Annotated in this window: 21 protein-coding genes and 5 tRNA genes; all 26 read right to left on the reverse strand. The window is 50.8% G+C overall.

What is annotated here, in order from left to right:
- Positions 1-6: 6 nt before the first annotated feature.
- Positions 7-2094, reverse strand: a complete 2088-nt coding sequence (gene fusA / locus GX659_05950) for an elongation factor G (protein ID NLD28333.1) — start codon at positions 2092-2094, stop codon at positions 7-9.
- A gap of 81 nt (positions 2095-2175) precedes the next feature.
- Positions 2176-2649, reverse strand: coding sequence for a 30S ribosomal protein S7 (gene rpsG, locus GX659_05955; GenBank protein ID NLD28334.1), 474 nt, complete (start codon positions 2647-2649; stop codon positions 2176-2178).
- Between the two features lie 55 nt (positions 2650-2704).
- Entirely contained in the window at positions 2705-3076 is a 372-nt protein-coding gene (locus GX659_05960) for a 30S ribosomal protein S12 (protein ID NLD28335.1), read from the reverse strand.
- Positions 3077-3251: 175 nt separating this feature from the next.
- Complete coding sequence (gene rpoC / locus GX659_05965; GenBank protein NLD28336.1) at positions 3252-7385, reverse strand: DNA-directed RNA polymerase subunit beta'; 4134 nt, start codon at positions 7383-7385, stop codon at positions 3252-3254.
- Between the two features lie 17 nt (positions 7386-7402).
- Positions 7403-11500, reverse strand: a complete 4098-nt coding sequence (rpoB, locus tag GX659_05970) for a DNA-directed RNA polymerase subunit beta (GenBank protein NLD28337.1) — start codon at positions 11498-11500, stop codon at positions 7403-7405.
- Positions 11501-11633: 133 nt separating this feature from the next.
- Complete coding sequence (rplL, locus tag GX659_05975) at positions 11634-12011, reverse strand: 50S ribosomal protein L7/L12 (protein ID NLD28338.1); 378 nt, start codon at positions 12009-12011, stop codon at positions 11634-11636.
- 110 nt (positions 12012-12121) lie between these two features.
- Positions 12122-12640: a 50S ribosomal protein L10 gene (gene rplJ, locus GX659_05980; GenBank protein NLD28339.1), complete on the reverse strand. Its 519-nt coding sequence runs from the start codon at positions 12638-12640 to the stop codon at positions 12122-12124.
- 35 nt (positions 12641-12675) lie between these two features.
- Positions 12676-13365 carry a 50S ribosomal protein L1 gene (locus GX659_05985; GenBank protein NLD28340.1) on the reverse strand — a complete coding sequence of 230 codons (690 nt, stop codon included), beginning with the start codon at positions 13363-13365 and terminating at the stop codon, positions 12676-12678.
- 60 nt (positions 13366-13425) lie between these two features.
- Positions 13426-13851: a 50S ribosomal protein L11 gene (gene rplK, locus GX659_05990; protein NLD28341.1), complete on the reverse strand. Its 426-nt coding sequence runs from the start codon at positions 13849-13851 to the stop codon at positions 13426-13428.
- A 27-nt stretch (positions 13852-13878) separates the two neighbouring features.
- Positions 13879-14412: a transcription termination/antitermination protein NusG gene (gene nusG / locus GX659_05995; GenBank protein NLD28342.1), complete on the reverse strand. Its 534-nt coding sequence runs from the start codon at positions 14410-14412 to the stop codon at positions 13879-13881.
- Positions 14413-14427: 15 nt separating this feature from the next.
- Entirely contained in the window at positions 14428-14802 is a 375-nt protein-coding gene (gene secE, locus GX659_06000) for a preprotein translocase subunit SecE (GenBank protein ID NLD28343.1), read from the reverse strand.
- Positions 14803-14885: 83 nt separating this feature from the next.
- Positions 14886-14958 (reverse strand) — tRNA-Trp (locus tag GX659_06005).
- Positions 14959-15031: 73 nt separating this feature from the next.
- The gene (rpmG, locus tag GX659_06010) at positions 15032-15181 is read right to left on the reverse strand and encodes a 50S ribosomal protein L33 (protein ID NLD28344.1); all 150 of its coding nucleotides are present in this window, start codon (positions 15179-15181) and stop codon (positions 15032-15034) included.
- Between the two features lie 71 nt (positions 15182-15252).
- The gene (gene tuf / locus GX659_06015) at positions 15253-16458 is read right to left on the reverse strand and encodes an elongation factor Tu (protein ID NLD28345.1); all 1206 of its coding nucleotides are present in this window, start codon (positions 16456-16458) and stop codon (positions 15253-15255) included.
- 173 nt (positions 16459-16631) lie between these two features.
- A tRNA-Thr gene (locus tag GX659_06020) sits at positions 16632-16704 on the reverse strand.
- Positions 16705-16840: 136 nt separating this feature from the next.
- Positions 16841-16912 (reverse strand) — tRNA-Gly (locus GX659_06025).
- Positions 16913-17098: 186 nt separating this feature from the next.
- Positions 17099-17181: transfer RNA gene (locus tag GX659_06030), tRNA-Tyr, on the reverse strand.
- A 12-nt stretch (positions 17182-17193) separates the two neighbouring features.
- A tRNA-Thr gene (locus GX659_06035) sits at positions 17194-17266 on the reverse strand.
- Between the two features lie 276 nt (positions 17267-17542).
- On the reverse strand, positions 17543-18343 hold the full coding sequence (rlmB, locus tag GX659_06040) for a 23S rRNA (guanosine(2251)-2'-O)-methyltransferase RlmB (GenBank protein ID NLD28346.1): 801 nt from the start codon (positions 18341-18343) through the stop codon (positions 17543-17545).
- Positions 18344-18380: 37 nt separating this feature from the next.
- A complete protein-coding gene (gene fusA, locus GX659_06045) occupies positions 18381-20450 on the reverse strand; it encodes an elongation factor G (protein NLD28347.1) in 2070 nt (689 codons plus the stop codon).
- 218 nt (positions 20451-20668) lie between these two features.
- Positions 20669-21010: a hypothetical protein gene (locus tag GX659_06050; GenBank protein NLD28348.1), complete on the reverse strand. Its 342-nt coding sequence runs from the start codon at positions 21008-21010 to the stop codon at positions 20669-20671.
- Positions 21011-21496: 486 nt separating this feature from the next.
- Positions 21497-22213 (reverse strand): orotidine-5'-phosphate decarboxylase, encoded by a 717-nt coding sequence (pyrF, locus tag GX659_06055; protein NLD28349.1) that lies wholly within the window; start codon positions 22211-22213, stop codon positions 21497-21499.
- Positions 22214-22237: 24 nt separating this feature from the next.
- Entirely contained in the window at positions 22238-23935 is a 1698-nt protein-coding gene (locus GX659_06060) for a proline--tRNA ligase (protein ID NLD28350.1), read from the reverse strand.
- A 21-nt stretch (positions 23936-23956) separates the two neighbouring features.
- Positions 23957-25039, reverse strand: coding sequence for a flavodoxin-dependent (E)-4-hydroxy-3-methylbut-2-enyl-diphosphate synthase (gene ispG / locus GX659_06065; protein NLD28351.1), 1083 nt, complete (start codon positions 25037-25039; stop codon positions 23957-23959).
- The gene (locus GX659_06070; GenBank protein NLD28352.1) at positions 25023-26381 is read right to left on the reverse strand and encodes a hypothetical protein; all 1359 of its coding nucleotides are present in this window, start codon (positions 26379-26381) and stop codon (positions 25023-25025) included. The genes ispG and GX659_06070 overlap by 17 nt, the downstream gene beginning before the upstream one ends.
- Positions 26378-26980, reverse strand: a complete 603-nt coding sequence (locus GX659_06075) for a hypothetical protein (protein NLD28353.1) — start codon at positions 26978-26980, stop codon at positions 26378-26380. Before GX659_06075 ends, GX659_06070 begins: the two co-directional genes overlap by 4 nt.
- Positions 26981-26997 lie beyond the last annotated feature (17 nt).

Raw genomic sequence — 26997 nt, forward strand, 5'->3', positions numbered from 1 at the left:
GGCGCATTATCTCACACCCTGGGACCTTGCTATTATTTCATCCGCGACGCTCTTCGGTGCCAGCTCATAGTGCGAAAACTGCATCGTGTAGGTGGCCCTTCCCTGCGTAGCGCTTCTCAAGTCGGTCGAATACCCAAACATCTTTGAAAGAGGAACCTTCGATGCTATTATCTGCGAACCGGCATGGGATTCGCTCTTAATAATCTTGCCTCTCCTAGCCGTCAGATCGCCAGTCACAGCGCCGAGGTAATCATCCGGCACGACGACTTCAACGGACATTATCGGCTCTAAGATAATCGGCGAAGCCTTACGAACAGCGTCCTTAAAGGCCATCGAAGCACAAATCTTAAAGGCCATATCCGACGAATCGACCTCATGATACGAGCCATCGAAAACGCTGACCTTCACATCGACCAGAGGATAGCCAGCGATAACTCCGCCCTGCATCGCCTCTTCAATGCCCTTCTTCACTGCCGTCATATATTCCCTGGGAATGGAACCGCCCTTGGTATCATCCGTGAAGTGAAGACCGCTGCCTCTTTCTCCAGGAGCAACGGTAAGGCATACGTGAGCATACTGTCCCCTGCCGCCTGTCTGCTTGACATACTTGTTTTCGATTTCGGCAAGCTTCGTCACGCTCTCGCGATAAGCGACCTGCGGCTTACCGACGTTGGCCTCCACACCAAACTCGCGCACGAGCCTATCGACGATGATCTCGAGATGAAGTTCTCCCATTCCGGAGATGACGGTCTGGGCCGTTTCCTGATCCACGGAAACCTTAAAGGTAGGATCTTCATGCGCCAGCTTCTGCAGCGAAAGACCCAATCTCTCCTCATCGGCTCTGGTCTTTGGCTCGATTGCAATGGATATAACCGGTTCCGGAAATTCCATCTTTTCGAGGACTATCGGTTTTCCTTCATTGCAAAGAGTGTCGCCAGTTCCGGTGAACTTCAAACCGACCGCAGCCAGGATATCTCCAGCCTCGGCCATACCTACCTCTTCACGCTTATTAGCGTGCATCCTGAGAACTCGGCCGATCCTTTCGCGTTTACCCTTAACGGAATTCCAGAGCGACTGTCCGCTCTCGACCCTTCCGGAATAAACCCTGAAGTAAGTGAGCTGACCGACGTAAGGATCGGTCATCACCTTGAACGCAAGGGCCGCAAAGGGCTCTTCGATCGAGGACTTTCTGGTTTCGATCAATTCCTCTTTTGAAGGGTTGACGCCCTGAACAGGAGGAATGTCGATCGGAGCAGGCAGAAGATTTACTATGGCATCAAGAAGAAGCTGTACGCCCTTGTTCTTGAAAGCCGATCCGCAGAAAACGGGATTTACCTTCATCTGCAGCGTCGCTTTGCGCGCAGCTGAGATTATTTCCTCTTCCGAAAGCTCATGGCTTTCGAGGTACTTATGAAGAATTGCATCGTCGGCTTCGACGACAGACTCGATCATCAGTTCCCTGTATTCGGCCGCCCGCGCCTTCATCTCTTCAGGGATCTCGACAATCTCGAAAACCGATCCCTTTTCACTGTCGCTAAAGATGACCGCTTTGTTACGTACCAAATCAACTACACCTCTGTGTTCAGATTCAGTGCCGAGAGGAAGTTGAAACGCGACGGCGTTTACCCCTAGCCTGTCCTTCATCATCTGGATGGTCCTGAAAAAATTGGCGCCGATGCGGTCCATCTTGTTTACGAAGGCTATCATCGGCACATTATGGCGCCTGGCTTGTCTCCATACTGTTTCCGATTGGGGCTCAACGCCAGCGACTGAATCAAACAAACCTACCGCACCATCGAGAACTCTGAGGCTTCTTTCGACCTCGGCTGTGAAGTCCACGTGACCCGGCGTATCTATTATATTGATGGTGCAATCTTTCCATTTGCAGGTAGTGGCAGCCGATGTGATCGTTATACCGCGTTCCTGCTCCTGCTCCATCCAGTCCATCACGGCAGTGCCTTCATGAACCTCACCGAGCTTATAAGTGACGCCTGTATAAAAAAGGATGCGCTCGGAAACGGTAGTTTTCCCCGCGTCGATATGCGCGACTATCCCGATATTTCTTATCTTCTCTAGATTTAAACCAGCACCTATCATAAAACCTTCCTTACAGACCCGCCTGACAATACATCAGTTATACTGCAGCATGCTATCAAAGAGCATCCCGCTGATTGACTACCAGCGGTAGTGGGCAAAAGCCTTGTTGGCCTCGGCCATCTTATGAGTATCCTCGCGCTTCTTTACCGCAGCGCCCTTATTCTCCAGAGCCTCAAGCAGCTCTGCGGCAATTCTATCCTTCATAGTGTTCTCGCCGCGCGATCTTGCGGCGCCGAGCAACCAGCGAAGCCCAAGTGAAATCTTTCTGTCGGAGCGCACTTCCGTCGGAACCTGGTAAGTTGCACCGCCGACCCTGCGCGACCTGACTTCAACTATCGGCTTTATGTTTTCCATCGCCTGCTTGAAGATCTTCACAGGATCATCCTGTTTCTTCTCCTGCAGAACGTCGAAAGCGCCGTAGACGATCTTTTCTGCTATCGACTTCTTTCCGCTCCACATCAAATTCGTAATAAACTTGGAGACCAGCTGATCGCCATACTTCGGATCCGCAACAACCGTCCTCTTAAGACTTCCTCTTTTTTTCCTTGGCATCGCCTACCTCTTATAAATCATTCCTGAGTTAAAACCCGCCTAGACAAAAAACCGATTACTTCGGCCTTTTTGCACCATACTTGGAACGGCTCTTCCTCCTATTTTCAACACCGGTAGAATCCAGAGTTCCACGAACTATATGATAGCGAACTCCGGGGATATCCTTGACACGACCACCGCGCACCATCACAACTGAGTGCTCCTGCAGGTTGTGCCCCTCACCCGGTATGTAAGATGTAACTTCAATTCCATTCGTAAGACGAATTCTGGCAACCTTTCTCAAAGCCGAGTTAGGTTTCTTAGGGGTGGCTGTATAAACTCGAACACAGACGCCCCTCTTCTGCGGACACCGCATTAGAGCGGGAGAAGATGTTCTCACCTTCAATTTCCGTCTTCCGACCCTAACCAATTGATTTATAGTTGGCATAACACTCCATTTCCGTCTTTTTCAGGCGACGTGAGCCTATCAATTTTACCTTCAATTACGGGAAGTTACATGAACCGCCGCCTCACCTAAGGCGAAGCGGCGGGACCCTAACAAAAGGACTTTTCGAAGTCAAGGTATTTACACAACTTTTTTAACGTAAAGTCATTTCTAATAGTTATCCGACAACCTCTTGACTTGTATAGCTTTCCATTTCAACTGGCTGCTGGAGCTCCTCCTCTTCGGGGAGATCAACATCTATGTTGATATCGAGATATTTGGCGAGACCGGTTCCCGCGGGGATCAACCTGCCCATGATAACATTTTCTTTGAGCCCCCTCAGATAATCCACTTTACCGGATGCAGCCGCCTCGGTGAGCACCTTGGTTGTTTCCTGGAATGAGGCCGCCGAGATAAAGCTGTCCGTTGAGAGGGAGGCCTTCGTTATACCGAGGAGCATCGGTTCAGCGACCGCCGGCGTTTTTCCCTTCTCCCTCAACTTATCGTTGACCTCTTCAAAATGCCACTTATCGACATGCTCGTCTTCCAGAAAATCGCTGTCTCCGGTATCCACGATGCGAACTCTCTTTAGCATCTGACGAACTATCGTTTCAATGTGTTTGTCGTTGATGCGCACGCCCTGGAGCCTGTAGACCTCCTGAATTTCATCGACCAGATATTTTGCCAGTTCCTTTTCACCGAGAACTGCCAGGATGTCATGGGGGTTGGACGAACCGTCCATCAAGGCCTCGCCTGCTAAAACATAGTCTCCCTCGTGAACCGAGATATATTTTGAACGCGAAATCTGATATTCTTTCGGCTCTCCAACTTCGGGAGTAACGATGACCGTTCTCTTGCCCTTCACATCCTTGCCAAAGCTTACCTGGCCGTCGATCTCGGAAATCACGGCATGATCCTTCGGCTTGCGCGCTTCGAAAAGCTCTGCAACCCTGGGCAAACCACCTGTGATATCCTTCGTCTTGGTGGTTTCTCGCGGGATCTTGGCGATGACATCACCGGCCTGAACTGAATCCCCTTCAGATACGACGATGTTTGCAGAAACCGGCATCAGATAGCGGGCTTCTCCTCTTCCCGCAGGAAGGTGAAGCGTGGCGCCGCTTTCATCCTTGATTGAAATTCTCGGACGGCTCTTGGCATCCTTGGAAGGAATGATCACCTTTCTCGAAAGCCCCGTCACCTCATCGACCTGATCAACCACCGTAAAACCCTCGATGATGTCGCCGAACTTCACAAGCCCAGAAACTTCGGTAAGGATCGGAACCGTGTAAGGATCCCATTCGGCGAGCATCTGACCAGCTTCGACTTTATCTCCATCGCTGAAAGAGAGATGAGCTCCATAGCTCAATTTATAGCGCTCACGCTCGCGACCGGCTTCGTCCATGATGAGTATCATTCCGTTGCGATTCATCACCGTGCGCCTGCCCTCTTTGTTTATGACGCTCTGGACATTGTCGTATTTCACAATACCGTCATGTCTCGTCTCGAGCGAAGACTGCTCAACGCGCCTCGATGCGGTTCCACCGATATGGAAGGTACGCATCGTCAGCTGTGTTCCAGGTTCACCTATTGACTGCGCCGCAATAACGCCGACGGACTCGCCGATATTGACAAGATGGCCGCGCGCGAGATCTCTTCCATAGCACTTCGCACATATTCCATATCTGCACTTGCAGGTGAGCACCGATCTTATGAGGACCTTTTCAAGACCGGAATCCTCGATCTTCTGAATGAGATCCTCATTTATCATCTTACCGGCTTCTACTATGACCTCATCGGTATAAGGATCGCGGATATCTTCCAGCGCCACCCGGCCAAGAAGACGGTCGGCAAGAGGTTCTATCACTTCACCGCCTTCGACGAGCGGACTCATGAGAAGTCCGTCTAGGGTTCCACAATCATCCTCTATTACAGTTGCATCCTGCGCCACATCGACAAGCCTTCTTGTCAAGTAACCCGAGTTGGCTGTCTTCAGGGCTGTATCGGCCAGACCTTTTCGAGCGCCGTGGGTCGACGTAAAGTACTGAAGGACGTTTAACCCTTCACGAAAGTTCGCAACGATAGGGGTCTCGATGATTTCACCTGAGGGCTTGGCCATCAAGCCTCTCATTCCAGCCAGCTGTCTCATCTGCTGCGCTGAACCTCTAGCCCCGGAGTCCGCCATGATAAAAATCGAGTTGAAGCTCATCTGCTCACGGGTCTCTCCGTTTTTACCTGTAACCTTTTCCTTGGACATCCCCTTCATCATCTCGCCTGCCACATCTTCTGTGACGGCTGCCCAAATATCGACGACCTTGTTATATTTTTCACCGGAGGTGATGAGGCCTTCGGCGTACTGTTCTTCAACCTCCTTTACCTCCGCAAAGGCCTTCTCCAGGACATCCCTTTTCTTCTCAGGAACGATCATGTCGTCTATGCAGATGGAGATCCCGGCCTTCGTGGAGTTCTGGAATCCGAGAGTTCTGAGGTTGTCGGCCAGGAGCACAGTTTCCTTATCCTTGCAATGACGATAGCACTGATCGATCAGCTCGGTGATGGCTCTCTTGTCCATGACCTTGTTGACGGCATCAAAGGCTATTTGGGAAGGTATGATTTCGTAGAACAGAACCCTGCCAACTGTAGTTTCGCAAAGTTTGCCGTCGATCCTAACTTTGATTCTAGCCTGGAGATCTACCGCATCTGCATCGTAGGCTATGCGAACCTCCTCAGGAGAAGAGAATACGCCACCCTCTCCCTTCGCAAAAGCCCGCTCTCTGGTCATGTAATAAATTCCAAGGACCATATCCTGCGTGGGAACGATGATCGGCTTTCCGCTGGCAGGAGAAAGTATGTTGTTCGTTGAAAGCATCAAAACCCTCGCCTCCATCTGAGCTTCGATGGAAAGCGGAACATGCACTGCCATCTGATCGCCGTCGAAGTCGGCGTTGAAAGCCGCACAGACAAGCGGATGAAGCTGAATAGCCTTTCCTTCTGTAAGAACCGGTTCGAATGCCTGAATTCCAAGCCTGTGAAGTGTCGGAGCTCTGTTGAGCATGACCGGGTGCTCTTTGATCACCTCGTCGAGCGCATCCCAAACTTCGGGGACTTCTTTTTCGACCAATCTCTTCGCACTCTTGATCGTTGAAGCGAGTCCCTTTTCTTCGAGCTTGTTATAGATGAAAGGCTTGAAAAGTTCTAGCGCCATGCTCTTTGGAAGTCCGCACTGGTGAAGCCTCAGCTCTGGACCTACTACGATGACCGAACGCCCGGAGTAGTCCACGCGTTTTCCAAGGAGATTCTGTCTGAAGCGCCCCTGTTTTCCCTTGAGCATATCGGAAAGTGATCGCAGCGCCCTGCGATTGGGCCCCACAAAAGGTCTTGAACGACGGCCGTTGTCGAAAAGCGCATCGACTGCCTCCTGCAACATCCTCTTCTCGTTTCTTATGATGATGTCGGGAGCGTTTAGCTCTATGAGCCTCTTCAGACGGTTGTTTCTGTTGATCACCCTCCTGTAGAGATCGTTCAAATCGGATGTGGCAAAACGCCCGCCCTCAAGCGGAACGAGCGGCCTCAAATCCGGAGGAATCACCGGAACGACCTCGAGCATCATCCATTCGGGGCGATTTTCCGCCGTCTTGAAACTTTCAACCAGCTTCAGCCTCTTTGAGAGCTTTTGTGTTCCTGCGACGGACTTGGATTTTTTGAGATCCTTCCTTAGTTTTTTAGAGAGCTCATCAAGGTCGATCTTCATGAGAAGATCTCGCACCACCTCGCCGCCCATGCCAACTCTGAATCCAGGACCGAAATCGTCCAAAGCCTTTCTGTACGCCTCCTCGGAAAGAATTTCCCCCTCCGCCAGCGTAGTATTGCCGGGATCCACAACCATATAGGCTTCGCAATAGAGAACCTTTTCAAGATCCTTCAGCCTGATATCGAGCATAAGCCCAAGCCTGGAAGGAAGGCTTTTCAAAAACCAGATATGCGCAACTGGGGTCGCCAGAGTGATATGTCCCATCCTCTCGCGGCGGACCTTGCTCTGGATAACTTCGACTCCGCACTTTTCGCAGACGATTCCGCGGTGCTTCATCCTCTTGTACTTTCCGCAGTTGCACTCGTAGTCCTTAACTGGTCCGAATATCTTGGCACAGAAAAGGCCGTCCCTCTCGGGTTTAAAAGTACGGTAGTTGATCGTCTCCGGTTTTTTGACCTCACCGTGAGACCACTGTTTGATCTTCTCGGGAGAGGCAAGCTTGATTCTGACTCCTTCGAAGACAAGCGGATTTTTCGGTTTTTCAAAAAAGCGATAGATATCCATAACGCTCCCAGAAATTATTATTCGTGTTCAATCAGCTCTACATCCAGACAAAGGGCCTGAAGTTCCTTTATCAGGACCTTGAACGACTCCGGAAGTCCGGGCTCCAAAATCTTCTCACCCTTGACTATGGCTTCGTACATCCTGGTTCTGCCGATCACATCATCCGACTTCACGGTCAGGAACTCCTGGAGCGCATAAGCTGCGCCATAGGCCTCAAGCGCCCAGACTTCCATTTCTCCGAGTCTCTGTCCCCCGAACTGCGCCTTTCCTCCCAACGGCTGCTGGGTAACGAGCGAGTACGGTCCGATCGAACGTGCGTGCAGCTTCTCGTCGACCAGGTGATGCAACTTGAGCATGTACATGACACCGACTGTTACCGGTGAATCGAAAGCCTCCCCGGTCCTTCCATCGAAAAGCGTAGTCTGTCCTGAAAGTGGCAGACCAGCCTTTTTGAGCATCCCTTTGACTTCATCTTCCGAAGCTCCATCAAAAACCGGAGATGCAAATGGCACTCCCCTCTTAAGCTTAAGCAGCATTTCACGGATCTGCTTTTCAGATGCCTTGGATAAAAATTCTTCCATAGCTGAAGAATTATAGATCTTCTTTATTTCAGCTATCGCATCGTCCCTAGCCCTGTCTATGTAGGGCTGAAGGGCTTCGCCAAGTTGCTTCGCTGCCCAGCCCAGATGAGCCTCAAAAACCTGTCCGACGTTCATACGGGACGGGACGCCAAGAGGATTCAAAATGATATCGACCGGAGTTCCATCCTGAAGATATGGCATATCCTCTTCGGGAAGAATTCTTGAAATGACGCCCTTGTTTCCGTGTCGGCCTGCCATCTTGTCGCCGACGGCGAGCTTCCTCTTGATAGCGACGAATATCTTCACGATTTTGATCACTCCAGGAGGCAGCTCGTCACCCTTGGTGACGCGACTGACCTTCTGGTCGTACATCATCCTGACAAGGTCTTCCTGGTCCTCGACGTTTTCAAAGATATCGGCGAGCTCTGACTCGATCTCTTCGCCACCCTCTACGGATATCTCAGACCACTTATTGAAAGGAATCTTGTTGAGGGTATCATCAGTGATGGTCTTTCCCTTCTGCAGAAGAACCCTCTCTTCCTCTTCGTCCATCACCTTGGACCTGGAAACTTTACCCACGAGCAGCTGCTTTATCCTCTTGGCGGCCGTATCGCGGATGCCTTTCAGTTCAACGTCGAGATCCTTGCGGATCTTGATCTTTTCCTCGTCCTGGATCTCCTTCGCGCGATCGTCAAGCTCTACGCCCTCGCGACTGAAAACCTGAGCGCCGATTATGACTCCCCCAACTCCGGGTGGAACCCTGAGGCTCGTATCCTTGACGTCGCCAGCCTTGTCGCCAAAGATGGCGCGCAGCAAACGCTCTTCGGGAGAAAGTTGAGTTTCGCCCTTGGGGGTTACTTTTCCAACGAGAATATCACCGGGTTTAACTTCTGCGCCTATCCTGATTATGCCGGATTCGTCGAGATCTTTAAGTGCCTCGTCTCCGACGTTTGGAATATCGCGCGTCACATCTTCCTTGCCGAGCTTCGTATCTCTGGCTGCACATTCAAATTCTTCGATGTGTATCGAGGTGTACGAATCCTCTTTCAGAACTCTCTCGCTGATCAGTATGGAGTCTTCGAAGTTATACCCGCCCCATGGCATGAAAGCGACAACTACGTTGCGGCCGAGAGCGAGTTCGCCTTCATCCGTCGCGCCTCCATCGGCTATCACGTCGCCTTTTTTAACTTTATCACCAATATCGACTATCGGCTTTTGATTGATGCACGTGCTCTGGTTTGACCTTCTAAATTTTGTCAGGTTATAGATATCGACATCGGAGCTGAATTTCTTTCTATCCGCCTTGTCGGCCCTCACGACGATTCTGTTCGCATCGACCTCAGTGACAATTCCATCTCTCTTCGCTACGACGGTAACGCCTGAGTCAGCGGCGACAAGAGCCTCAACTCCCGTTCCAATCAGAGGAGATTCGGTTCTCAAGAGCGGAACCGCCTGTCTCTGCATGTTCGCTCCCATGAGAGCCCTGTTGGCATCATCATGTTCCAAAAATGGAATAAGCGCGGCTGCCACGGAAACCAACTGCTGTGGAGAAACGTCCATCAGCTTCACGTCGTTTCTGTCAGCGAGAACATATTCACCACGGTGCCTCGCTTGCACCAGAGGGTGCTTGAAGTGACCCTTTGCATCGAGCATCGCGTTAGCCTGCGCTATAGAAATATCCGCCTCCTCAAGCGCCGAACAATATTTGACATTGTCGGTAACTTTGCTGCCCTCGATAAGACGGTAGGGGGTCTCGATGAAGCCGTAGTCGTTGACTCTGCTGTATATTGAAAGAGAGGAAATAAGACCGATATTCGGGCCTTCCGGGGTTTCAACCGGACATATCCTTCCATAGTGAGTCGGGTGAACGTCTCTGACTTCAAAGCCAGCCCTTTCTCTTGTCAGGCCCCCCGGCCCAAGGGCTGAAAGCCTTCTCTTGTGAGTAATTTCAGAAAGCGGATTCGTCTGGTCCATGAACTGGGACAGCTGTGAAGAACCGAAGAATTCCTTGATCACAGCGGCGACCGGCTTTGGATTTATGAGGTCATTAGGCATCAGGGTTTCCACATCCTGAAGGCTCATACGCTCCCTTATCGCCCTCTCCATTCTGACCAAGCCGACCCTGTATTGATTCTCCAACAACTCACCAACCGAGCGCACACGCCTGTTGCCGAGGTGATCGATGTCGTCTATTTCACCCTCACCGTCCTTGAGCCCCACCAGATATTTGACCGTGGCAAGTATGTCTTCATTGCGCAGGGTGCTGATCTCAAGCGGAACATCGAAGCGAAACTTGTAGTTCAGTTTTAGACGGCCAACCTTTGAAAGGTCATAGCGCTCTGGATTTGAAAAAAGATTTTCAAAGAGCGACTGCGCCGCCTCAGGAGTTGAAGGGTCGCCGGGACGAAGCCGTCTATAAATCTCCAACCTTGCCTCTTCCGGAGTTGAGACCTTGTCCGAAAGGATCGTGTTCCTGATGTAAGGCCCGACGTTGAGATCATCTATGAACAGAAGTGATATCTCGGGAATCTTGCTCTTGTAGATTTCCTCGAGCTTCTCCTCAGTCAAAACCTCATTGACCGCAAGTATCACCTCTCCGGTCGACTGATCGACTATGTCATGAGCTGCGATGCGGTCTATCATCTCCGAGGAATCAACTGCAATCCGAAGCCCCTTGGTCGCAGCCAGTTTTTCAACGCTTTTTCTGTTAAAGCGCTTGCCCTTTTTAAGAAGCACCTCGCCGGAAGAATCTTTTACATCCTTCGTAGCTCTCTGGTAAATGAGAACGGAAGGCTCGACGCTTTTTTCTATTTTGTTTTTGCCACCGATGTAGAAAGTTTCGCTCTTGTAAAATGTATTTAAAAGATCCTCGACGGAATAACCGAGAGCTCGCAGAAGGACTGTGGCCAGCATCTTCCTTCTTCTGTCAATCCTGACGTGGATCAGGTCTTTGGAATCAAATTCAAAATCGAGCCATGCACCGCGATACGGAATAATTCTGGCAGCGAACAGAAGTTTCCCGGAGGCATGGGTTTTACCCTTGTCGTGTTCGAAAAATACTCCCGGGCTTCTGTGGAGTTGGGAAACGATAACTCTTTCGGTGCCGTTTATTATGAAGGTACCGAAATCGGTCATCAGCGGAACTTCGCCGAAATAGACCTCCTGCTCCTTTACGTCACGTATGGATTGCGCGCCGGTCGCTTCATCGACATCCCAAACAACCAGGCGCACCAGAACGCGTATGGGAGCGGCGTAGGTCATGCCTCGGTTTCTGCATTCCTCCTCGTCGTAACGGGGAGCGTCCAGATCGTAGCTCACGAACTCAAGGGATGCGGACTGGTTAAAGCCCTTTATGGGGAATACGCTTTTAAAAACACCCTGAAGACCGACATCTTCCCTCTGATCGGCAGGTATGTCCTTCTGCAAAAACTGTTCGAAAGATCGCTGTTGAATCTCGACCAGGTTTGGCACCTTGACGACTTCTTTTATCTTCGAAAAGTTCTCACGGAAGCGACGAACCGGGTAGGTTGCCATATCGACTCCTCACTTCTAACGATGTGTTGGACGCTCCCCCGCCGTGCGGAGGCTACGCCGTAAATTAGCTAATAGGCATTGCGCGCAAGGGCTCCGAAAGACCCTCACGCGCAACTATGTTCATGGAAAAAGCTTATTTTATTTCCACCTTTGCACCAGCGGCTTCCAACTTCTTCTTCATCTCTTCTGCCTCTTCCTTCGTGACGCCTTCCTTTACGACCTTCGGAGCGCCTTCGACCAAATCCTTGGCTTCCTTGAGGCCCAAGCCAGTGATAGCACGAACTTCTTTGATCGTATTGATCTTGTTTGCACCGGCATCGGCGAGAACGACGTTGAATTCGGTCTTCTCTTCCACCGCTTCCGCTGCCGCTCCAGGAGCTGCTGCGATAGCAACAGGGGCCGCCGCTGAAACGCCGAAGGTCTCTTCGAGCTGCTTCACCAAGTCAGCCACTTCCATGAGCGTCATCGCCTTTAGTGATTCGACAATCTGTTCTTTGCTTACCGTAGACATCTAATGCCTCCTTTAAACCACCCCAGATGACGACGTACCGTACCCCGTTACGACTCCAAGTGGGCCCCGCGGCTCGCGCGAGAATTAAGTGAATTAGATTACATTTTGAATCACTGCTGTTTGCTTTCCTTGATGGCGTTCAGAGCATAAACAAGCTTTCTCGGAATCGCTGCGAGCACTCCAGCCATGTTTGTCGCGGGGGCACTCATCGAAGCCAGTGCGCGGGCCAAGAGCTCTTCGCGCGAAGGCATCTTCGAAAGCTTGTCGATGTCATTAGCCGTAAGTGCCGAACCATCGAGGTATCCGCCCTTAAGGATCAAATTCGCATGATCCTTAGCGAAGGCCATTACTATCTTCGCCGGGCTCACCGGATCGGACTCGGAAGAAATAAGCGCTGTGGGGCCGGTGAAATAGGTGGAAAGATTTTCCAGACCATGCGCCTTGAGAACCAGCTTCATCAATCTATTCTTCACAACCTTGAGAGAAGATTTCTCTTTGCGGAGTTTGGAACGGAGCTCGTTGAGCTCGGAGACTTTCATCCCGCGGTAGTCCGTAAATATCATAGCCTTGGCGGCTTCCATGCGCTTGGTAAGAGCGTCTATCTCTTTCACTTTCTGTTCACGTCTCACAATATCCTCCTTGAGGCAAAAGCCTTAATTTTCAATTAAAGAGAATTCACATCAACCCGTAAACCAGGGGACATCGTCGATGAAATGGCCAACCCTAAAATATAGGTGCCCTTTGACGCCGGTGGTTTCGCCTTGTTTATGGAGTCGATTATGGCGAGAATATTGTCCTTGAGTTTCTGCGCTCCAAAACTGCGTTTTCCTACGGGAGCGTGCACGATGGCAGCTTTGTCGATCCTGAATTCCACCTTGCCCGCCTTCTGTTCAGCAACTGCCTTGGTCACATCCATAGTGACTGTGCCAAGCTTCGGGTTGGGCATGAGCCCTCTGGGTCCCAAGACCTTGCCCAGCTTGCCAACAACGCCCATCATATCCGGAGTCGCTATGACCTTGTCAAAATCCATAAAGCCGCCTTGGATCTTCTCAGCAAGATCATCGCCACCCACAACATCAGCGCCGGCCTGCGTGGCCTCTGCGACTTTATCGCCCTTAGCAAAGACGGCGACCCTGACTTTTTTTCCGATCCCATGGGGAAGTCCGCATGAACCGCGAACGGTCTGGTCGGTTTGCTTGGCATCGATGCCGAGTTTCACTGCGATATCGACCGTCTCGTCAAATTTGGCCTTGGCAAAGCTATCCAAAATAGCGAGAGCCTCTTCGAGCGTATACTTCTTGTTGGAATCCACTTTCTCTCGATTAGCCTTGTACTTTTTTCCTTGCCCCTTCATTTCGCACCTCCGTTGTGCCAGCGTGGGAACCGACTATCGGGGCCCACTCCAACAGTGATATCAACCAACAACCTCGATCCCCATGTTCAGCGCTGTGCCTTCTATGGTGCGCACGGCAGCCTCAAGGGTCTCACAATTCAGATCGGGTAGTTTCGTTTTCGCAATCTCTTCTATCTGTTGTCTGGTCACCTTCCCAACCTTCTGCTTGTTGGGAACCCCAGAACCCTTCTCTATTCCAGCCGCTTTTTTAAGAAGGACAGGGGCAGGGGGCGTCTTCAATATGAAAGAAAATGATCTGTCCTGATAGACGGTTATTATGACAGGGATTATCAGACCAGCCTGCTTCTGTGTCTTAGCGTTGAACTGTTTGCAAAACTCCATGATGTTCACGCCGTGCTGACCCAGCGCCGGGCCCACCGGAGGAGCCGGATTGGCCGCACCGGCCGGACATTGCAACTTTATCTGAGCCGTAACTTTCTTTGCCATGAGCACACCTCAAATCTCTCTTATGGTTTAGTTAACTTTTTCAACCTGCACAAAATCCAGCTCGATTGGAGTCGATCTGCCGAATATGCTGACAAGGACTCGAAGCTTGCCCTTGCCTTCGTGGACTTCGTCCACAATACCGGCGAACGTGGCAAACGGTCCGCTCACGACCCTCACGTTTTCGCCTTTTTCAAACTCGATCTTAGGAGTCGGCTGCATCGTGCCGTCCTTGATTCGATTTGTAATTCTATCGACCTCTTCATCCGGCACACTCGGAGGATTCAAAGAGCCTCCGACAAAACCGGTGATCTTCGGGGTGCCCTTGACTATATGCCAAGTCGTATCGTTGAGCTCCATCCTAACCAAGATGTACCCTGGAAAGAATTGCCTTTTGCTGTTTTTCTTAACGCCCTTCTTAACCTCAACCACATTTTCCTGAGGGACTAAAACTTCTTCAACAAGATGTTCAAGAGAGTGCTGCCTTATCCTCTCCTCAAGAGCCTTTTTTGCTTTCTGCTCATATCCTGAGTATGTGTGGACTACATACCATTGTTTTGCCATCTTAAACTCCAATGACTACTGATAGAATATCTTGACCAATGCGCCCCAAAGCATATCGAAACCGAAAAGTATCATGGCGCATATCATGACGAGCACGGTCACAACTACGGTGGACAGGGCTGTTTCTTTTCTATTCGGCCAGACAACTCGAGACAATTCCGCTATCACCTCGCCGGTGAACTCGGTGACTTTCGAGTTCGTGTACATTATAATGAAGACAGCAGCGCCCGAAAGTACAGCCAGCATCTCGGAGGGAGAAAGCACCCATCCGGCAGGGGATGGAAGCTTGGCGACAACCCAGATGGACTCAAACAACTCCCTGAGAATCATCCAAGCTATCGCCCCGCAGGCTAAAAATATAAGACTGAGAATTTTTCTGTCACTCCGCATCTAAACCTCTCTATCTGCCTCAAGTGTCGGGCAGAAAAACATTCCCAAACCGGCCGACTGATATAACTTGCATCGGCAACTTGCAGGGGAGACAGGAATCGAACCTGCAACCCCCGGTTTTGGAGACCGGTGCTCTGCCAATTGAGCTACTCCCCTTCAAAAGATTTGTAAAAGACCGGCAGAAAATACGTCCCGAAGCATCAGCCGCAAGACCTGACAAATCTTTTGCCTACTTCGTCTCCCTGTGAGGAGTGTGCTTTTTGCAAAATCTGCAATACTTTTTAAATTCCAGGCGATCGGGCGTCTTCTGCTTGTTCTTCGTTGTAGAGTAGTTGCGCCTCTTACATTCCTGGCATGCTAGCTGAATGATAGTTCTCATGTTTCATTTCCATTCTAAAAACTGCAGCGGGGCGCCGGGCATCAACCGGTACCCCGCCGATGTAAGTTTTGTTACTCTATTATTTCCGCGACCACTCCGGCACCGACTGTGCGTCCACCCTCGCGAACTGCGAAGCGGAGCTCTTTCTCCATGGCGATCGGCGTAATGAGCTCTATCTCTGCCGTGACGTTATCGCCGGGCATGACCATCTCTACGCTTTCCGGGAGCTGAAGAACGCCGGTCACGTCGGTCGTCCTGAAGTAGAACTGTGGACGATACCCTTTAAAGAACGGGGTGTGTCTTCCACCCTCTTCCTTCGTGAGGACGTAGATCTCTGCTTTAAATTTTTTGTGCGGGGTGATTGAACCCGGCTTTGATATGACCTGGCCTCTTTCAACTTCGTCCCTCTTCGTTCCGCGGAGGAGGAGACCGACGTTGTCACCTGCCCTTCCTTCGTCGAGAATTTTCCTGAACATTTCGACGCCAGTGACGATCGTCTTCTGCGTGTCGCGCAAACCGACGATTTCGATTTCTTCGCCAGTCTTGACCATACCTCTTTCGACCCTGCCGGTGACGACTGTTCCGCGCCCGGAGATGCTGAAGACATCTTCGATAGGCATGAGGAACGGCTTGTCGATGGCCCTCTGCGGTTCCGGAATATAGCTGTCGAGAGCAGCGAGGAGCTTCAAGATGGATTCAGAACCGGTCTCAGATGTGTCGCCTTTCAGGGCATTGATCGCGCTGCCGCGGATTATCGGAGTGTCATCCCCTGGAAAGTTGTACTTGGTAAGGAGTTCTCTGACTTCGAGTTCGACCAAGTCGAGGAGCTCCGGATCATCAACCACGTCCACCTTGTTGAGGAAGACGACGATATAAGGGACGCCGACCTGCCTGGCTAGGAGGATATGCTCGCGGGTCTGAGGCATCGGACCGTCCGCTGCGCTGACGACGAGAATCGCGCCGTCCATCTGCGCTGCACCGGTGATCATGTTCTTGACGTAATCAGCATGGCCTGGGCAATCGACGTGCGCATAGTGGCGGTTTTCACTCTGATACTCCACGTGCGATGTCGCGATCGTGAGAATCTTGGTATCGTCGCGGCGGCCCTGGGATTCAGATGCCTTTGCAACTTCGTCATACGGGACGTAGGTCGAAAGACCTTTGTCTGCGCAGACCTTCGTGATCGCGGCTGTAAGAGTCGTCTTGCCGTGATCGATGTGACCAATCGTTCCTACGTTAACGTGCGGTTTAGTTCTCTCAAATTTCTCCTTCGACATATTCCCTCCCGTATGAAGTATTTTTATCGTTTCAAAAAAACAGATTCTATATCTGAACGATGTCTGCGCATCGATTGACTAGCTCAAGCCGAGAATCCACACCATCGAAAATTCCGGAACGAAGGATGTGAACCTCCAGGCGACCATTCGCCCGAGCTCGATCTCGAATCCTGAGCCGAGAGCGGGAATCGAACCCGCGACCTCATGCTTACCATGCATGTGCTCTACCGACTGAGCTATCTCGGCAACTTGAGTGGGATGCGGGCTCCTAACCCGCGACCCTCAGCTTGCCCCGATTCGAGATGATTTTTCATTTTTAAAAAAAATCATCTGTCGAACCGAGAATCCCGCCCAGCCTTTCACCCGCCATCGGAAGAATCGGAGCGGGAGACGGGTTTCGAACCCGCGACCCTCAGCTTGGAAGGCTGATGCTCTACCGCTGAGCTACTCCCGCTCAGGTTCCTCCAACTTCGGGGTCCTCGACGCGACAGACATTTTTCATTCTGGAAACCGTGCCGCGTCGGGGGAAGGCTGACGTTCTACCGCTGAGCTACTCCCGCGACAATTCTTCAAAGAAAAATTGTCTTCCCGTTTTTGTTCTTCATTTTCCCAAAGAACTGAAAAACGAACATGCAACATGTGGAGAGGGGAGGATTCGAACCTCCGAAGGCTAATGCCGGCAGATTTACAGTCTGCTCCCTTTGACCGCTCGGGAACCCCTCCCCCGTGACTTTGAGCCGACGGCCGGACTTGAACCGGCGACCTGCTGATTACAAATCAGCAGCTCTACCAACTGAGCTACGTCGGCAAAACCTCAAGCTCGCCGATTCCGCCGATAAAAACCGTTCGGAATTTTGATAAACCCGTCATAAAAAAGCCAAGACATAGATTAACAAAGAGCAAAACTCCAAATACAGATGCAGAAAAACATGAAACAAACCCATCAAAAACGAATACAAAAATCCGTTTCCGATGCATCATCAAACGTATCACTGGAATCTTGCGAACAGCAAGCCGCCGCAAAAGTCGGGGCTTTCTAGGTGAGATCCCCAGTTTTGTCAAGGGGTTTTGCCCCTTTGGAACGCTATTTGCTAGGGCCCTCCAAGAGACGCTGTCTTGATATTTCTGACATTATTATAGCAGCAGCGGCAGAGGCGTTGAATGAGTCGATTTTCCCCCTCATGGGTATCGCAATCAGGTGGTCACAGCTCTCCCTGACCAGCCTCCTCATCCCTCTCCCCTCACTTCCCATAACAAATGCCAAGTTTTCACCTCTAAAATCAAGCGAGTATAGGTTTTGCCCCGCGTCCCCCTCGGCCCCGAATACCCAAAAACCTTTATCCTTTAAATTTTTAATTTCCCTAACAAGATTAGTAACTTGTGCTATTTTAGAATGCTCAGTAGCCCCAGCCGATGCCTTGACCACGGAAGCAGTTACGGCCGCCGAATTGTCCTTGGGAATTATAACCCCGGAGAGACCGAGGAGATGCGCGCTCCTTACTATCGATCCAAGATTCTGGGGGTCGGTTATGCCATCGAGAATCGCTAACAATGAACAGCGATCGCTGACCTCCTCGCAGGCCAAGAGCTCGGAGATATCGACATAGGGATAGGGGCTAACCTTGGCTATGATCCCCTGATGTTTTTTCCCTTCAGCCATGGAATCGATTTCATCACTTTGCGCAGTACGCAGCTTTATGTGGCTTCCAGATATAATCCCCTCAAGGCGCGTCAGAGAAGAATCTTTCTTCCCAGCGGCGATTATGACCTCGCGCACCTCCCTCCTCCCGGCTTTGATAAGTTCGCAGACGGGATTACATCCGTATATAATTTCATCCTTGCTCATCGCCACGCTCTCCGGACCCAATAAAGAAATGGGGATCATGCAAAGATGACCCCCATTTTAAAATTCTCAAGCCACACTATTTCTTTTCCTCTTTTTCCCTCTTAGCCTCATCGATCACCTTCTGCGCGATGTGCGACGGAACAACATCATAGTGCGAGAAGGACATCGAATAAGTTCCTGCGCCGCTGGTTATCGATTTGAGACTGGCTGAATACTGATAGAGTTCGGCCATCGGCACCTTCGCCTTTATAATTCCGTTGTCCATCCCTGAAACGCGCCCGCGCCTCTGGCTGATATCGCTCGACAGATCGCCCATATTTTCCTGCGGAGCATAGACCTCAAGATCCACCACCGGTTCGAGAAGTTGCGGCGCAGAATCCTGCATAGCGAGTTTGAAGGCAAGGGAACCGGCGATCTGGAAGGACATATCCGAGGAGTCGACATCGTGATAGGAGCCGTCGAAGACGGTCACCTTCAAATCTACCACCGGGTAACCGGCCAGCACTCCCTTCTGCATAGACTCGCGAACACCCTTCTCGATGGCTGGGATGTATTTCCCAGGTATGGAACCACCGACGATCGCATCGACGAATTCAAACCCTCCACCCGGAGGGAGGGGTTCGAGCTTAAGCCAGCAATCGCCGTATTGACCATGACCGCCGCTCTGCTTTTTGTGTTTGCCCTGCTTCTCGGACTTCTTCGTAATTTTCTCCCTGTATGGAATATGTGGCTTCTGAATCTCCACATCGACCCCGTACCTCTCTTGTAATCTTTTGATCATCACATCGATCTGGACCTCCCCCATCCCGGTTACTATCGTCTCAGAAAATTCCTTGTCCACGTGATAGGTAAATGTGGGATCTATTTCGGTCAGCTTGGAAAGGCCGATGCCTAGCTTGTCCTGATCCTTCTTGCTTTTCGGCACAACCGCCAGAGGAACCACCGGAGTCGGGAATACCACCTGCCTCGCTGTCAGCGGATGAGCCTTCGATGTAAATGTGTCGTTGATGTGCGTATTCTTCAACTTGGCAACCGCCGCGATATCTCCGGCGCTGACAGAGGAGAGCTCTATCCTTTCTTTGCCGCGCATCGTTATAAGGTGACCCAGCCTCTCCCCGCTGGACTGGTTTACGTTAAAAACATCGTCACCGGCGTTGATCGAGCCTGAATAGACGCGGAAGAAGAATATATCTCCTATTCCTGGATCTGAAGTGGTTTTGAAGACATGAGCGACCAAGGGGCCCTTTGGATCGGCAGTGACATCCGTCTCGCTCTTGCCGTCCTTGTCCAAGACCCTGATGGCTGGCATATCCGCAGGCGAAGGAAAATATTTTATTACGGCGTTGAGAAGAGCATCGACGCCGATGTTGTTGTAGCCGCTGGCGATAAATATCGGGTTGAGGTTTCCGGAAGCGATACCCTTTGCACAACCGCGTATGATTTCCTCGTCGGACAACTCGCCCGATTCCAGATATTTTTCAAGAAGCGACTCATCGTTCTCAGCTACAGCCTCGATAAGCACTGTTCTCTTCGATTTGGCCTCCTCGACCATGTCGGCGGGGATATCGGCCTCCTTCAAAGAACCTCCCTCATTTATATAAGCCTTCATGCCGAGCAGATCCACCACGCCCTTGAATTGCGCCTTCCCGCCGATAGCAATCTGAAACTCCGGGGCGGAAGATTCGAGGTTCTCGCGAATCGAAGCAACCGCTGCGGCCACATCGGCATGTTCCCCGTCGGCCTTGTTGATGAGAAATGCCCGACCGCGGCCCGTCTCTTTCATGTAATTGTAGAGTCTGATCGCAGGAATTTCCACTCCACTTGACGCATCGACAACGAACAAGGATACATCGCACACGCTCATGGCGCCGACCGCCTCGCCTATGAAATCTGAGTAGCCTGGGGTATCGAGGAGATTTATTTTGAACTGCTTCCACTCAATCGGAGTGATCTTTGAAATTATGGTCTGGTGACGTTCAACTTCTATTGGATCGTAATCTATAACAGAGTTTCCTTCCACAACCCTTCCCATCCTACCTGTAGCGCCTGATGAAAAAAGCGCCGCTTCCACGAAAGAGGTCTTGCCAACCCCCTTCGCACCGATCAACGCGATATTTCTGATGTTCGAAGTCCCGTAAGTCTTCACCGTCTCCTCCTTTTAGCCAGAGCGGCCATGGAAAAAAGATAGAACAGAATCTTCAAAGGCTGAGTTCTTTAGCCATCATAGGATGCAAAAGCAACCCTGAAATTATGCTGCTGCAGCTTATCTTCTTTTTTTGCGAAGAAATAAAAAAGGACAGGGGAGCCATCTCACGACGGTTCCCCTGCTTAAGAAAGGAGGGTTAGGGATCTTGTTTTCTATTTTCACACGTTATAATGCGTGATCGTGCTCTGTTTCTGTCTCAGGAGGTCCGCCTCAAAGTCCGCCAGCGCATAGGGGTCGTGCCTCTCAAGGGAAGTACGAGCCTCCATGTACTGCACCCTGCAATCCTCCATAAAATCCAGCAACTCTTCGCGCCTTTCACGGGAGCTGGTATCATCATATTCTATGCGGGCGTATTCATGGTTGATCGAGCTGGTCGCCATCTTAAGCTGCATCTCAAGGATGGTTCCCTGGGTTGAGCCTTCCTCGATCTCTACATCCTCGGGGATCAACGCAACCCGTTTTTCCAGCATCTGATTTTCCATCTTCTCTCGCCTCGCCATAACCCCTCCTGTATTTCGCCTTCGGCAAGGTAGAATGCACTTATGATGCCAAGTCGGATATTGACTATAACTATTTGAATTATAAGACTTTAATGGCTTTGAAGATCATTGGATAGGAGGAATTCAGATGTTCTCAAGCCCCTATTTTGGGGTGTTAAAACCCCATTTTAGAAGCAGAGTAATTTACGGAAGTTTAAAAAAAGAAAGGGAGCGAGGATTCTTTAACTCTTTAAGGAACCTCTGAAAAGCTAGCTGCAACAATAACTTCGACCATGAACAATTGACCATCGACCAAAACCACCGATCGCAGCTGTTCAATGGTCAATGGTCCATTGTCGCTGATCTTTGATCAGCCTTTTGTAAGATTAGCTTATATCCGCAAATAATCGTTATTAAGATCAAGATCAGAATCAGGATTAAGATGAAGATTGAGAATCAAGATTAAGATTAAGATTAAGATTAAGATATCGGATTAAAGGACCGTAACTATTCAATTTCCTTTAAAATTTGTTTTACAACCGCCTTCGGATCCTTGGACTGATAAACCGGACGCCCTATCACTATATAGTTGGCGCCGGCAGCTATCGCCATTATCGGGGATGAAATCCTCCTTTGATCCTGAGCCGCGGAACCTATCGGACGCACCCCGGAGGTCATGACCAAAAATTTCTCACCGCATGCCTTTCTGATCGGCTTTATCTCAAGAGGGGATGCGAGTACACCGTGCAAACCGCTCTCCTTTGCCATTTTGGCAAAACGAACTACCTGCTCCCTGACCTCGAACTGAACTCCTATATCCCCGAGGGACTCCATGCTCGTCAAAACGGTCACTGCAAAAAGAAGGGGCATCTTCGATTTGCTGCCGGCAGCGAACTGGGCTGCTTCCACCGTCCTCACCAGCATGTCATGACCGCCTGCAGCGTGAACATCGAGCATCGAAACGCCCAACTTGGTGGCAGCTCCCACCGCCTTAGCGACGGTAGAGGGAATATCGTGATACTTCAAATCCAGATAGACCTTGCAGCCGTTATCATGGATCATTTTAATGACATCCGGGCCGAGCGATGTGTAGGTAGGAGCACCGACCTCAAAGGTCTTCACGTCATCTCTTAAAAGCTTTACCATCTTTTCAGCATCTTTCATCGACTCGGCCAAAAGAGCTACGATAAGTTTGTCTTTATTGCTACCCGCCTTTTCTGCCATATAAGCCTCCCATGCAACCGGTCCTTATCCCTTTTTGACTATGCCGGCAATCCTTTCAACCACATCCGCCGGACTGAGGCTCTCGACGAGATCCCCTCTCCTGCTTTTTAACTCCACCTTCCCCGAGGCGAGCCCCTTTTTTCCTACGATTATCCGATATGGAACTCCTATGAGATCCGCATCAGCGAATTTGACTCCCGCCCTTTCATCCCTATCATCGAGGAGAGCCTCGACACCAACGGAAGAGAGGCTGGAATATATTTCAGCGGCAACCCTTTCCTCATCCCCTCCGATCCCCAGGGGTATTATCTCCACGTGAAAAGGCGCTATGGGAAGAGGCCATATGATTCCGTTTTCGTCATGATTCTGTTCTATCGCAGCAGCGGCAGTTCGACCTATACCGATCCCGTAGCATCCCATATAGATCGTTCTGCTCTCACCGTTTTCATCCAAATAGGAGGCATTCATAGGAGAGGAATACTTCATGCCAAGATAAAAGACCTGCCCGACCTCGATCCCACGATATTCCTCAAGATGCCCTCGGCATCTGGGGCATCCATCGCCGGCGACCGCCCTTCTTATGTCCGCAAATTTTGTGATATGAATATCGGCGCAGTTGACCCCCACTAGGTGCTGGTCGTCTTCGTTAGCACCTACCACAAAATCGGAAAGAGAGGCTATTTCGTTATCTGCATAAACCGGAATTTTCAACCCGACAGGACCGGAGAATCCAGACGAAGCGCCTGTGACCTTGCGAACGGTATCTTCATCGGCCAGATGACACCACTCGCAGCCTATGGCCTCTTTGAGCTTCGATTCTTTCAGCGATCTGTCGCCGCGAACAAGCCCGGCAACAGGACCAAGATCCGTATCAAAAATAAGAGTCTTCACCAGAGCGCCTTCATCGCATTTGAGAAAAGCTGAAACATCCTCGACGCTCTTGTGGCCCGGGGTATGAACTTTCTCGAACGAACCTGATTTTTTAGAGGACTTGCCGGAGGAATTACGTACCTCGGCCTTTTCCACGTTCGCCGCATATTCGCACGAATCGCATGATACGATTTCATCCTCGCCCGACTCAGCGAGCACCTGAAACTCGTGCGAACGCGAACCGCCTATCGTCCCAGTAGTGGCTTCAACTGGGCGATACCTCAACCCACACCTGGTGAAGATCCTCTTGTACGCATCGTACATAACATCGTATGTTCTGTGTGCTTCCTCCTCGGTCCTGTCGAAGGAATAGCCGTCCTTCATGATGAACTCCCTGCCGCGCATCAGGCCGAATCGCGGACGCACCTCGTCACGAAATTTGGTCTGGATCTGAAAGCAGTTCTTGGGAAGATCACGATAGGAGCGAACGTAGTTTCTCATAAGATCGGTGATAGCCTCTTCGTGCGTGGGTCCGATGCAAAATTCGCGATCATGCCGGTCTTTGAATCTGAGCAACTCCTTACCATACATCTGCCATCTTCCGGTTTCCTGCCATATCTCGGCTGGCATGACTATAGGCAGAAGCAGCTCCTGCGCGCCGCCCGCCGCCATCTCCTCCCGCACAATCTGTTCAATCTTTCGAAGGACGCGAAGGCAGAGAGGCAGGTAGGTATAAACGCCTGACGCCATCTTCCTTATGTATCCTGCGCGCAGCATGAAGCTGTGGCTTTTGACCTCGGCATCGGCGGGGGTCTCTTTCATCGTTGGAATGAGCAAATTCGAATATTTCATATCAAAAAACCTCTCGATAAATTATTTTTTATCCATCTCCTCAGCGATCTTTTCGACCTCCGAAACAAGAATTTTTTCTATGTCGGCCTCATCGCAGGTGGTCAAAATCTTTCCCGCCTTGAATATGACGCCCTTGCCATCCCCTCCGGCGACGCCGATATCGGCTTCCTTTGCTTCGCCTGGGCCGTTAACCACGCAACCCATCACAGCGACCTTTATCGGCGCCCTGATACCTATGAGACGATCCTCTATCCTGCGTGCAAGCCCCTCCAAATCTATTTGGGCGCGTCCGCAGGTGGGACAAGAAACAACTTCGGGGAAGGGCCTTTGCCTTATCCCGGCGTCTGCAAGTATCTCGTAGGCAGCGCGAACCTCCTGCACGACGTCCGCGGTGAGGGAGACCCTGAGAGTATCGCCTATTCCATCCAGGAGTAGTGTCCCTATTCCAAGCGCGGATTTAATAGCGCCGGCGAGCAGGCTGCCCGCTTCGGTGACTCCCAGATGCAGAGGATAATCCACCTTGTCGGAAAGCATCCTGTAGGATTCTATTGTATCGAGAACGTTGGAAGCCTTCACCGAAATCTTTATATCGTGAAAATCCATCCCCTCCAAAATCCTCACATGGTGAAGCGCCGACTCCACCATAGCCTCAGGAGTGGGCTTGCCGAATTTTTTCAGGAGATGTGGCTCCACCGAACCTGAGTTCACACCTATCCTGATAGGCACTCCCCTACTCTTCGCCGCCTCTATCACCGTTCTCAACTTTTCATCGGAACCTATATTGCCTGGGTTGATGCGAACGCAATCCACACCGGAATCTATCGCCTTGATTGCGAAGTCGTGACGAAAGTGTATGTCAGCAACAAGAGGTATCGATATTCTGAACTTTATCTCTTTCAAGCTGTCGGCCGCCCCCTCGTCTGGAACAGCGACTCTCACGATTTCACACCCGGCCCTGGTAAGCCTATCTATCTGCGCCACTGTGGCATCGACATCCGATGTCCTGGTGTTGGTCATGGACTGAACTGATATCTGCGCACCGCCGCCGACCTCGACATCGCCGACCTTTATTTTTCTTGTGATACGCCTAGACATTCTTTTCATGCCTCCTTCTAACAAGATCCGAGGCCAGGACTGAAGTTATTATCGAGAGAAAGAGAAAAGCAGCGGTCCCTACCGCGCCGCCTGCTGTGGTGAATGAACATGAGGCCGACGATTCTGCATCACCGTTGGAGCCATCATCTTCAGAGGCGCAGGGATTTGGTGTATCGATCGTAGCGGATGCCATCTCTATGGTATCACCGCCCTTGCTGCACTTCACTGTGGAAGCACCGGAGGATGAAGTAATTATGCCTGTCTCAAAACCTCTCGGCTTGATGATGTTGGGTTCGAAACCCGAGGCCCCTGTGTACGCGGAATTAAGAGGCTCATATGAAACCTGATAAGGGACGCCGGGAAGAATTCCATACAGGTAATATTTTGCCCCCCCTTTGCACCCGGAATGAAGAACCCCGGAAACGAACGACCTAGAATCCGTTCTTGCAATATCTTCTTCGACATCCGCACGCGACGCTATTACGTTTACGCCTTTGAGAGGCTTACCGTCGGCATCGAAAATCTCTCCGGTTATGAGGCAAAAATCGCTCTGAAATTCTGTGCTCGGATATATCCAAGAAACCGTGACTCTGTCATCCATGCTCAGAGCTCCCTGCGTGAAAGTAAGGAGCTCCGGATACATCGTCGGTATATACTTACCCTTCTCACCACATTCACCACCCCTCGTATAGAGAGTTCCCTCTCTACCGCACTCTTGAGCTATCGAGTCATTCACCTGGCTGTGATCAAGATTGATCATGTGCCCTATCTCGTGGAGTATGGTCGCCTTAAAAAGTTTTTCCGCCACATCACTTTCTGGGGCGAGTTTTCCATCATCCAGCACATATCCGTTGAAGAGAGCAAAACCCTTCGTGATATAGAGTCCGGAGTAATCAGAAAGCAGCGGAGCTGATAGACCAACTACAGTCGCCCTGTTAGAAGCCCCGAGGAGCTTAGCGGTTATATCCCCATCTTCGTCGAAGATGATGGAGCTCACCCCGGAAGATGCACTGAGATATGGATGAGAATTTTGAGAAGTCACATCCGCCGGCAGATTCCCTTCGTAGTGCGATTTGAAGGTCGAGGTTTTGACAGGCTCACCTTCGGCATTAGGTATAGTAATATCCCTCCATGTATCCAAAGCCTCATTGACCCAATCCTTACCTGTGGAATTTTCAACGCTATTTGAAACCCGGCCAGGATCTAAATACCAATTCATGGTGTCGTTCTTCCATCTAAGAGCGACCCCGCTGTCGTTGATCACATCTACAGCAAATGGCCCTCCTGCATAGGAATGGGTTTGAAGAAAAAAGATGAAAAGGGAAAAACCCGCCGCGAGAATTTTTTTCACAGCCCCTCCCCATTCTCTATTCTCCTGACCAGATCGGAGAGCAGGCTGTAGTCTATAGGGCCCGAAGTCGGAGCCGAAGCACCGGAGAACTCGATCGATTTGGCGAGGGATGTGCCAACCGCGCCCGTGAGTAAATTTTTGTTTCCTCTGCCGTTTAATACTTTGACCGAGCCATCGGCAGCGATTGAAACCTTGAACGCACCCTGCTCCAGCCCGACGGGGGCGCGCAAGCCCATGGATGTCTCCTCGGATAGAAAGACCAGGTAATCCGAACCAACCTTGTAGAGCGGCAATCCGTAGATATAAGGGGCGTTGAATTTTTTAGAATTAGAAAGGCTTCCGCCTACCTGCGTAAACTCTAATTCTTCCCTGATATCCCCCTTTAGAACTTCACTAATCTCAAAAGTATATTTCGTCGCAAAAATTCCATTCGGCAATCTTTTCGGAGCCACCCCCAAACACCTTCCCCGAAAGACTACATCCGAACCGGCGACCATTTCTTCAAGATTGACCGGCAAGATAGTCGCAGCATCCGCAACGAAAATTGCGAACAGGGAGATGCAGAGGAAAGCGGCACAGGCACTCGTTTTGATTTTCATCGGAATCTCCGAGGTAA

This window comes from Myxococcales bacterium (assembly GCA_012513515.1).
In the GTDB taxonomy this organism is placed as follows: Bacteria; UBA10199; UBA10199; order 2-02-FULL-44-16; family JAAZCA01; genus JAAZCA01.

What these genes read in the sequence shown, in the direction of transcription:
- rpsG (NLD28334.1), bottom strand. Translation starts at nt 2,649, where the DNA reads ATGCCAAGGAAAAAAAGAGGAAGTCTTAAGAGGACGGTTGTTGCGGAT.
- GX659_05960 (NLD28335.1), bottom strand. Translation starts at nt 3,076, where the DNA reads ATGCCAACTATAAATCAATTGGTTAGGGTCGGAAGACGGAAATTGAAG.
- rpoC (NLD28336.1), bottom strand. Translation starts at nt 7,385, where the DNA reads ATGGATATCTATCGCTTTTTTGAAAAACCGAAAAATCCGCTTGTCTTC.
- rpoB (NLD28337.1), bottom strand. Translation starts at nt 11,500, where the DNA reads ATGGCAACCTACCCGGTTCGTCGCTTCCGTGAGAACTTTTCGAAGATA.
- rplL (NLD28338.1), bottom strand. Translation starts at nt 12,011, where the DNA reads ATGTCTACGGTAAGCAAAGAACAGATTGTCGAATCACTAAAGGCGATG.
- GX659_05985 (NLD28340.1), bottom strand. Translation starts at nt 13,365, where the DNA reads ATGAAGGGGCAAGGAAAAAAGTACAAGGCTAATCGAGAGAAAGTGGAT.
- rplK (NLD28341.1), bottom strand. Translation starts at nt 13,851, where the DNA reads ATGGCAAAGAAAGTTACGGCTCAGATAAAGTTGCAATGTCCGGCCGGT.
- nusG (NLD28342.1), bottom strand. Translation starts at nt 14,412, where the DNA reads ATGGCAAAACAATGGTATGTAGTCCACACATACTCAGGATATGAGCAG.
- secE (NLD28343.1), bottom strand. Translation starts at nt 14,802, where the DNA reads ATGCGGAGTGACAGAAAAATTCTCAGTCTTATATTTTTAGCCTGCGGG.
- rpmG (NLD28344.1), bottom strand. Translation starts at nt 15,181, where the DNA reads ATGAGAACTATCATTCAGCTAGCATGCCAGGAATGTAAGAGGCGCAAC.
- tuf (NLD28345.1), bottom strand. Translation starts at nt 16,458, where the DNA reads ATGTCGAAGGAGAAATTTGAGAGAACTAAACCGCACGTTAACGTAGGA.
- rlmB (NLD28346.1), bottom strand. Translation starts at nt 18,343, where the DNA reads ATGATCCCCATTTCTTTATTGGGTCCGGAGAGCGTGGCGATGAGCAAG.
- GX659_06050 (NLD28348.1), bottom strand. Translation starts at nt 21,010, where the DNA reads ATGGCGAGGCGAGAGAAGATGGAAAATCAGATGCTGGAAAAACGGGTT.
- pyrF (NLD28349.1), bottom strand. Translation starts at nt 22,213, where the DNA reads ATGGCAGAAAAGGCGGGTAGCAATAAAGACAAACTTATCGTAGCTCTT.
- GX659_06060 (NLD28350.1), bottom strand. Translation starts at nt 23,935, where the DNA reads ATGAAATATTCGAATTTGCTCATTCCAACGATGAAAGAGACCCCCGCC.
- ispG (NLD28351.1), bottom strand. Translation starts at nt 25,039, where the DNA reads ATGAAAAGAATGTCTAGGCGTATCACAAGAAAAATAAAGGTCGGCGAT.
- GX659_06075 (NLD28353.1), bottom strand. Translation starts at nt 26,980, where the DNA reads ATGAAAATCAAAACGAGTGCCTGTGCCGCTTTCCTCTGCATCTCCCTG.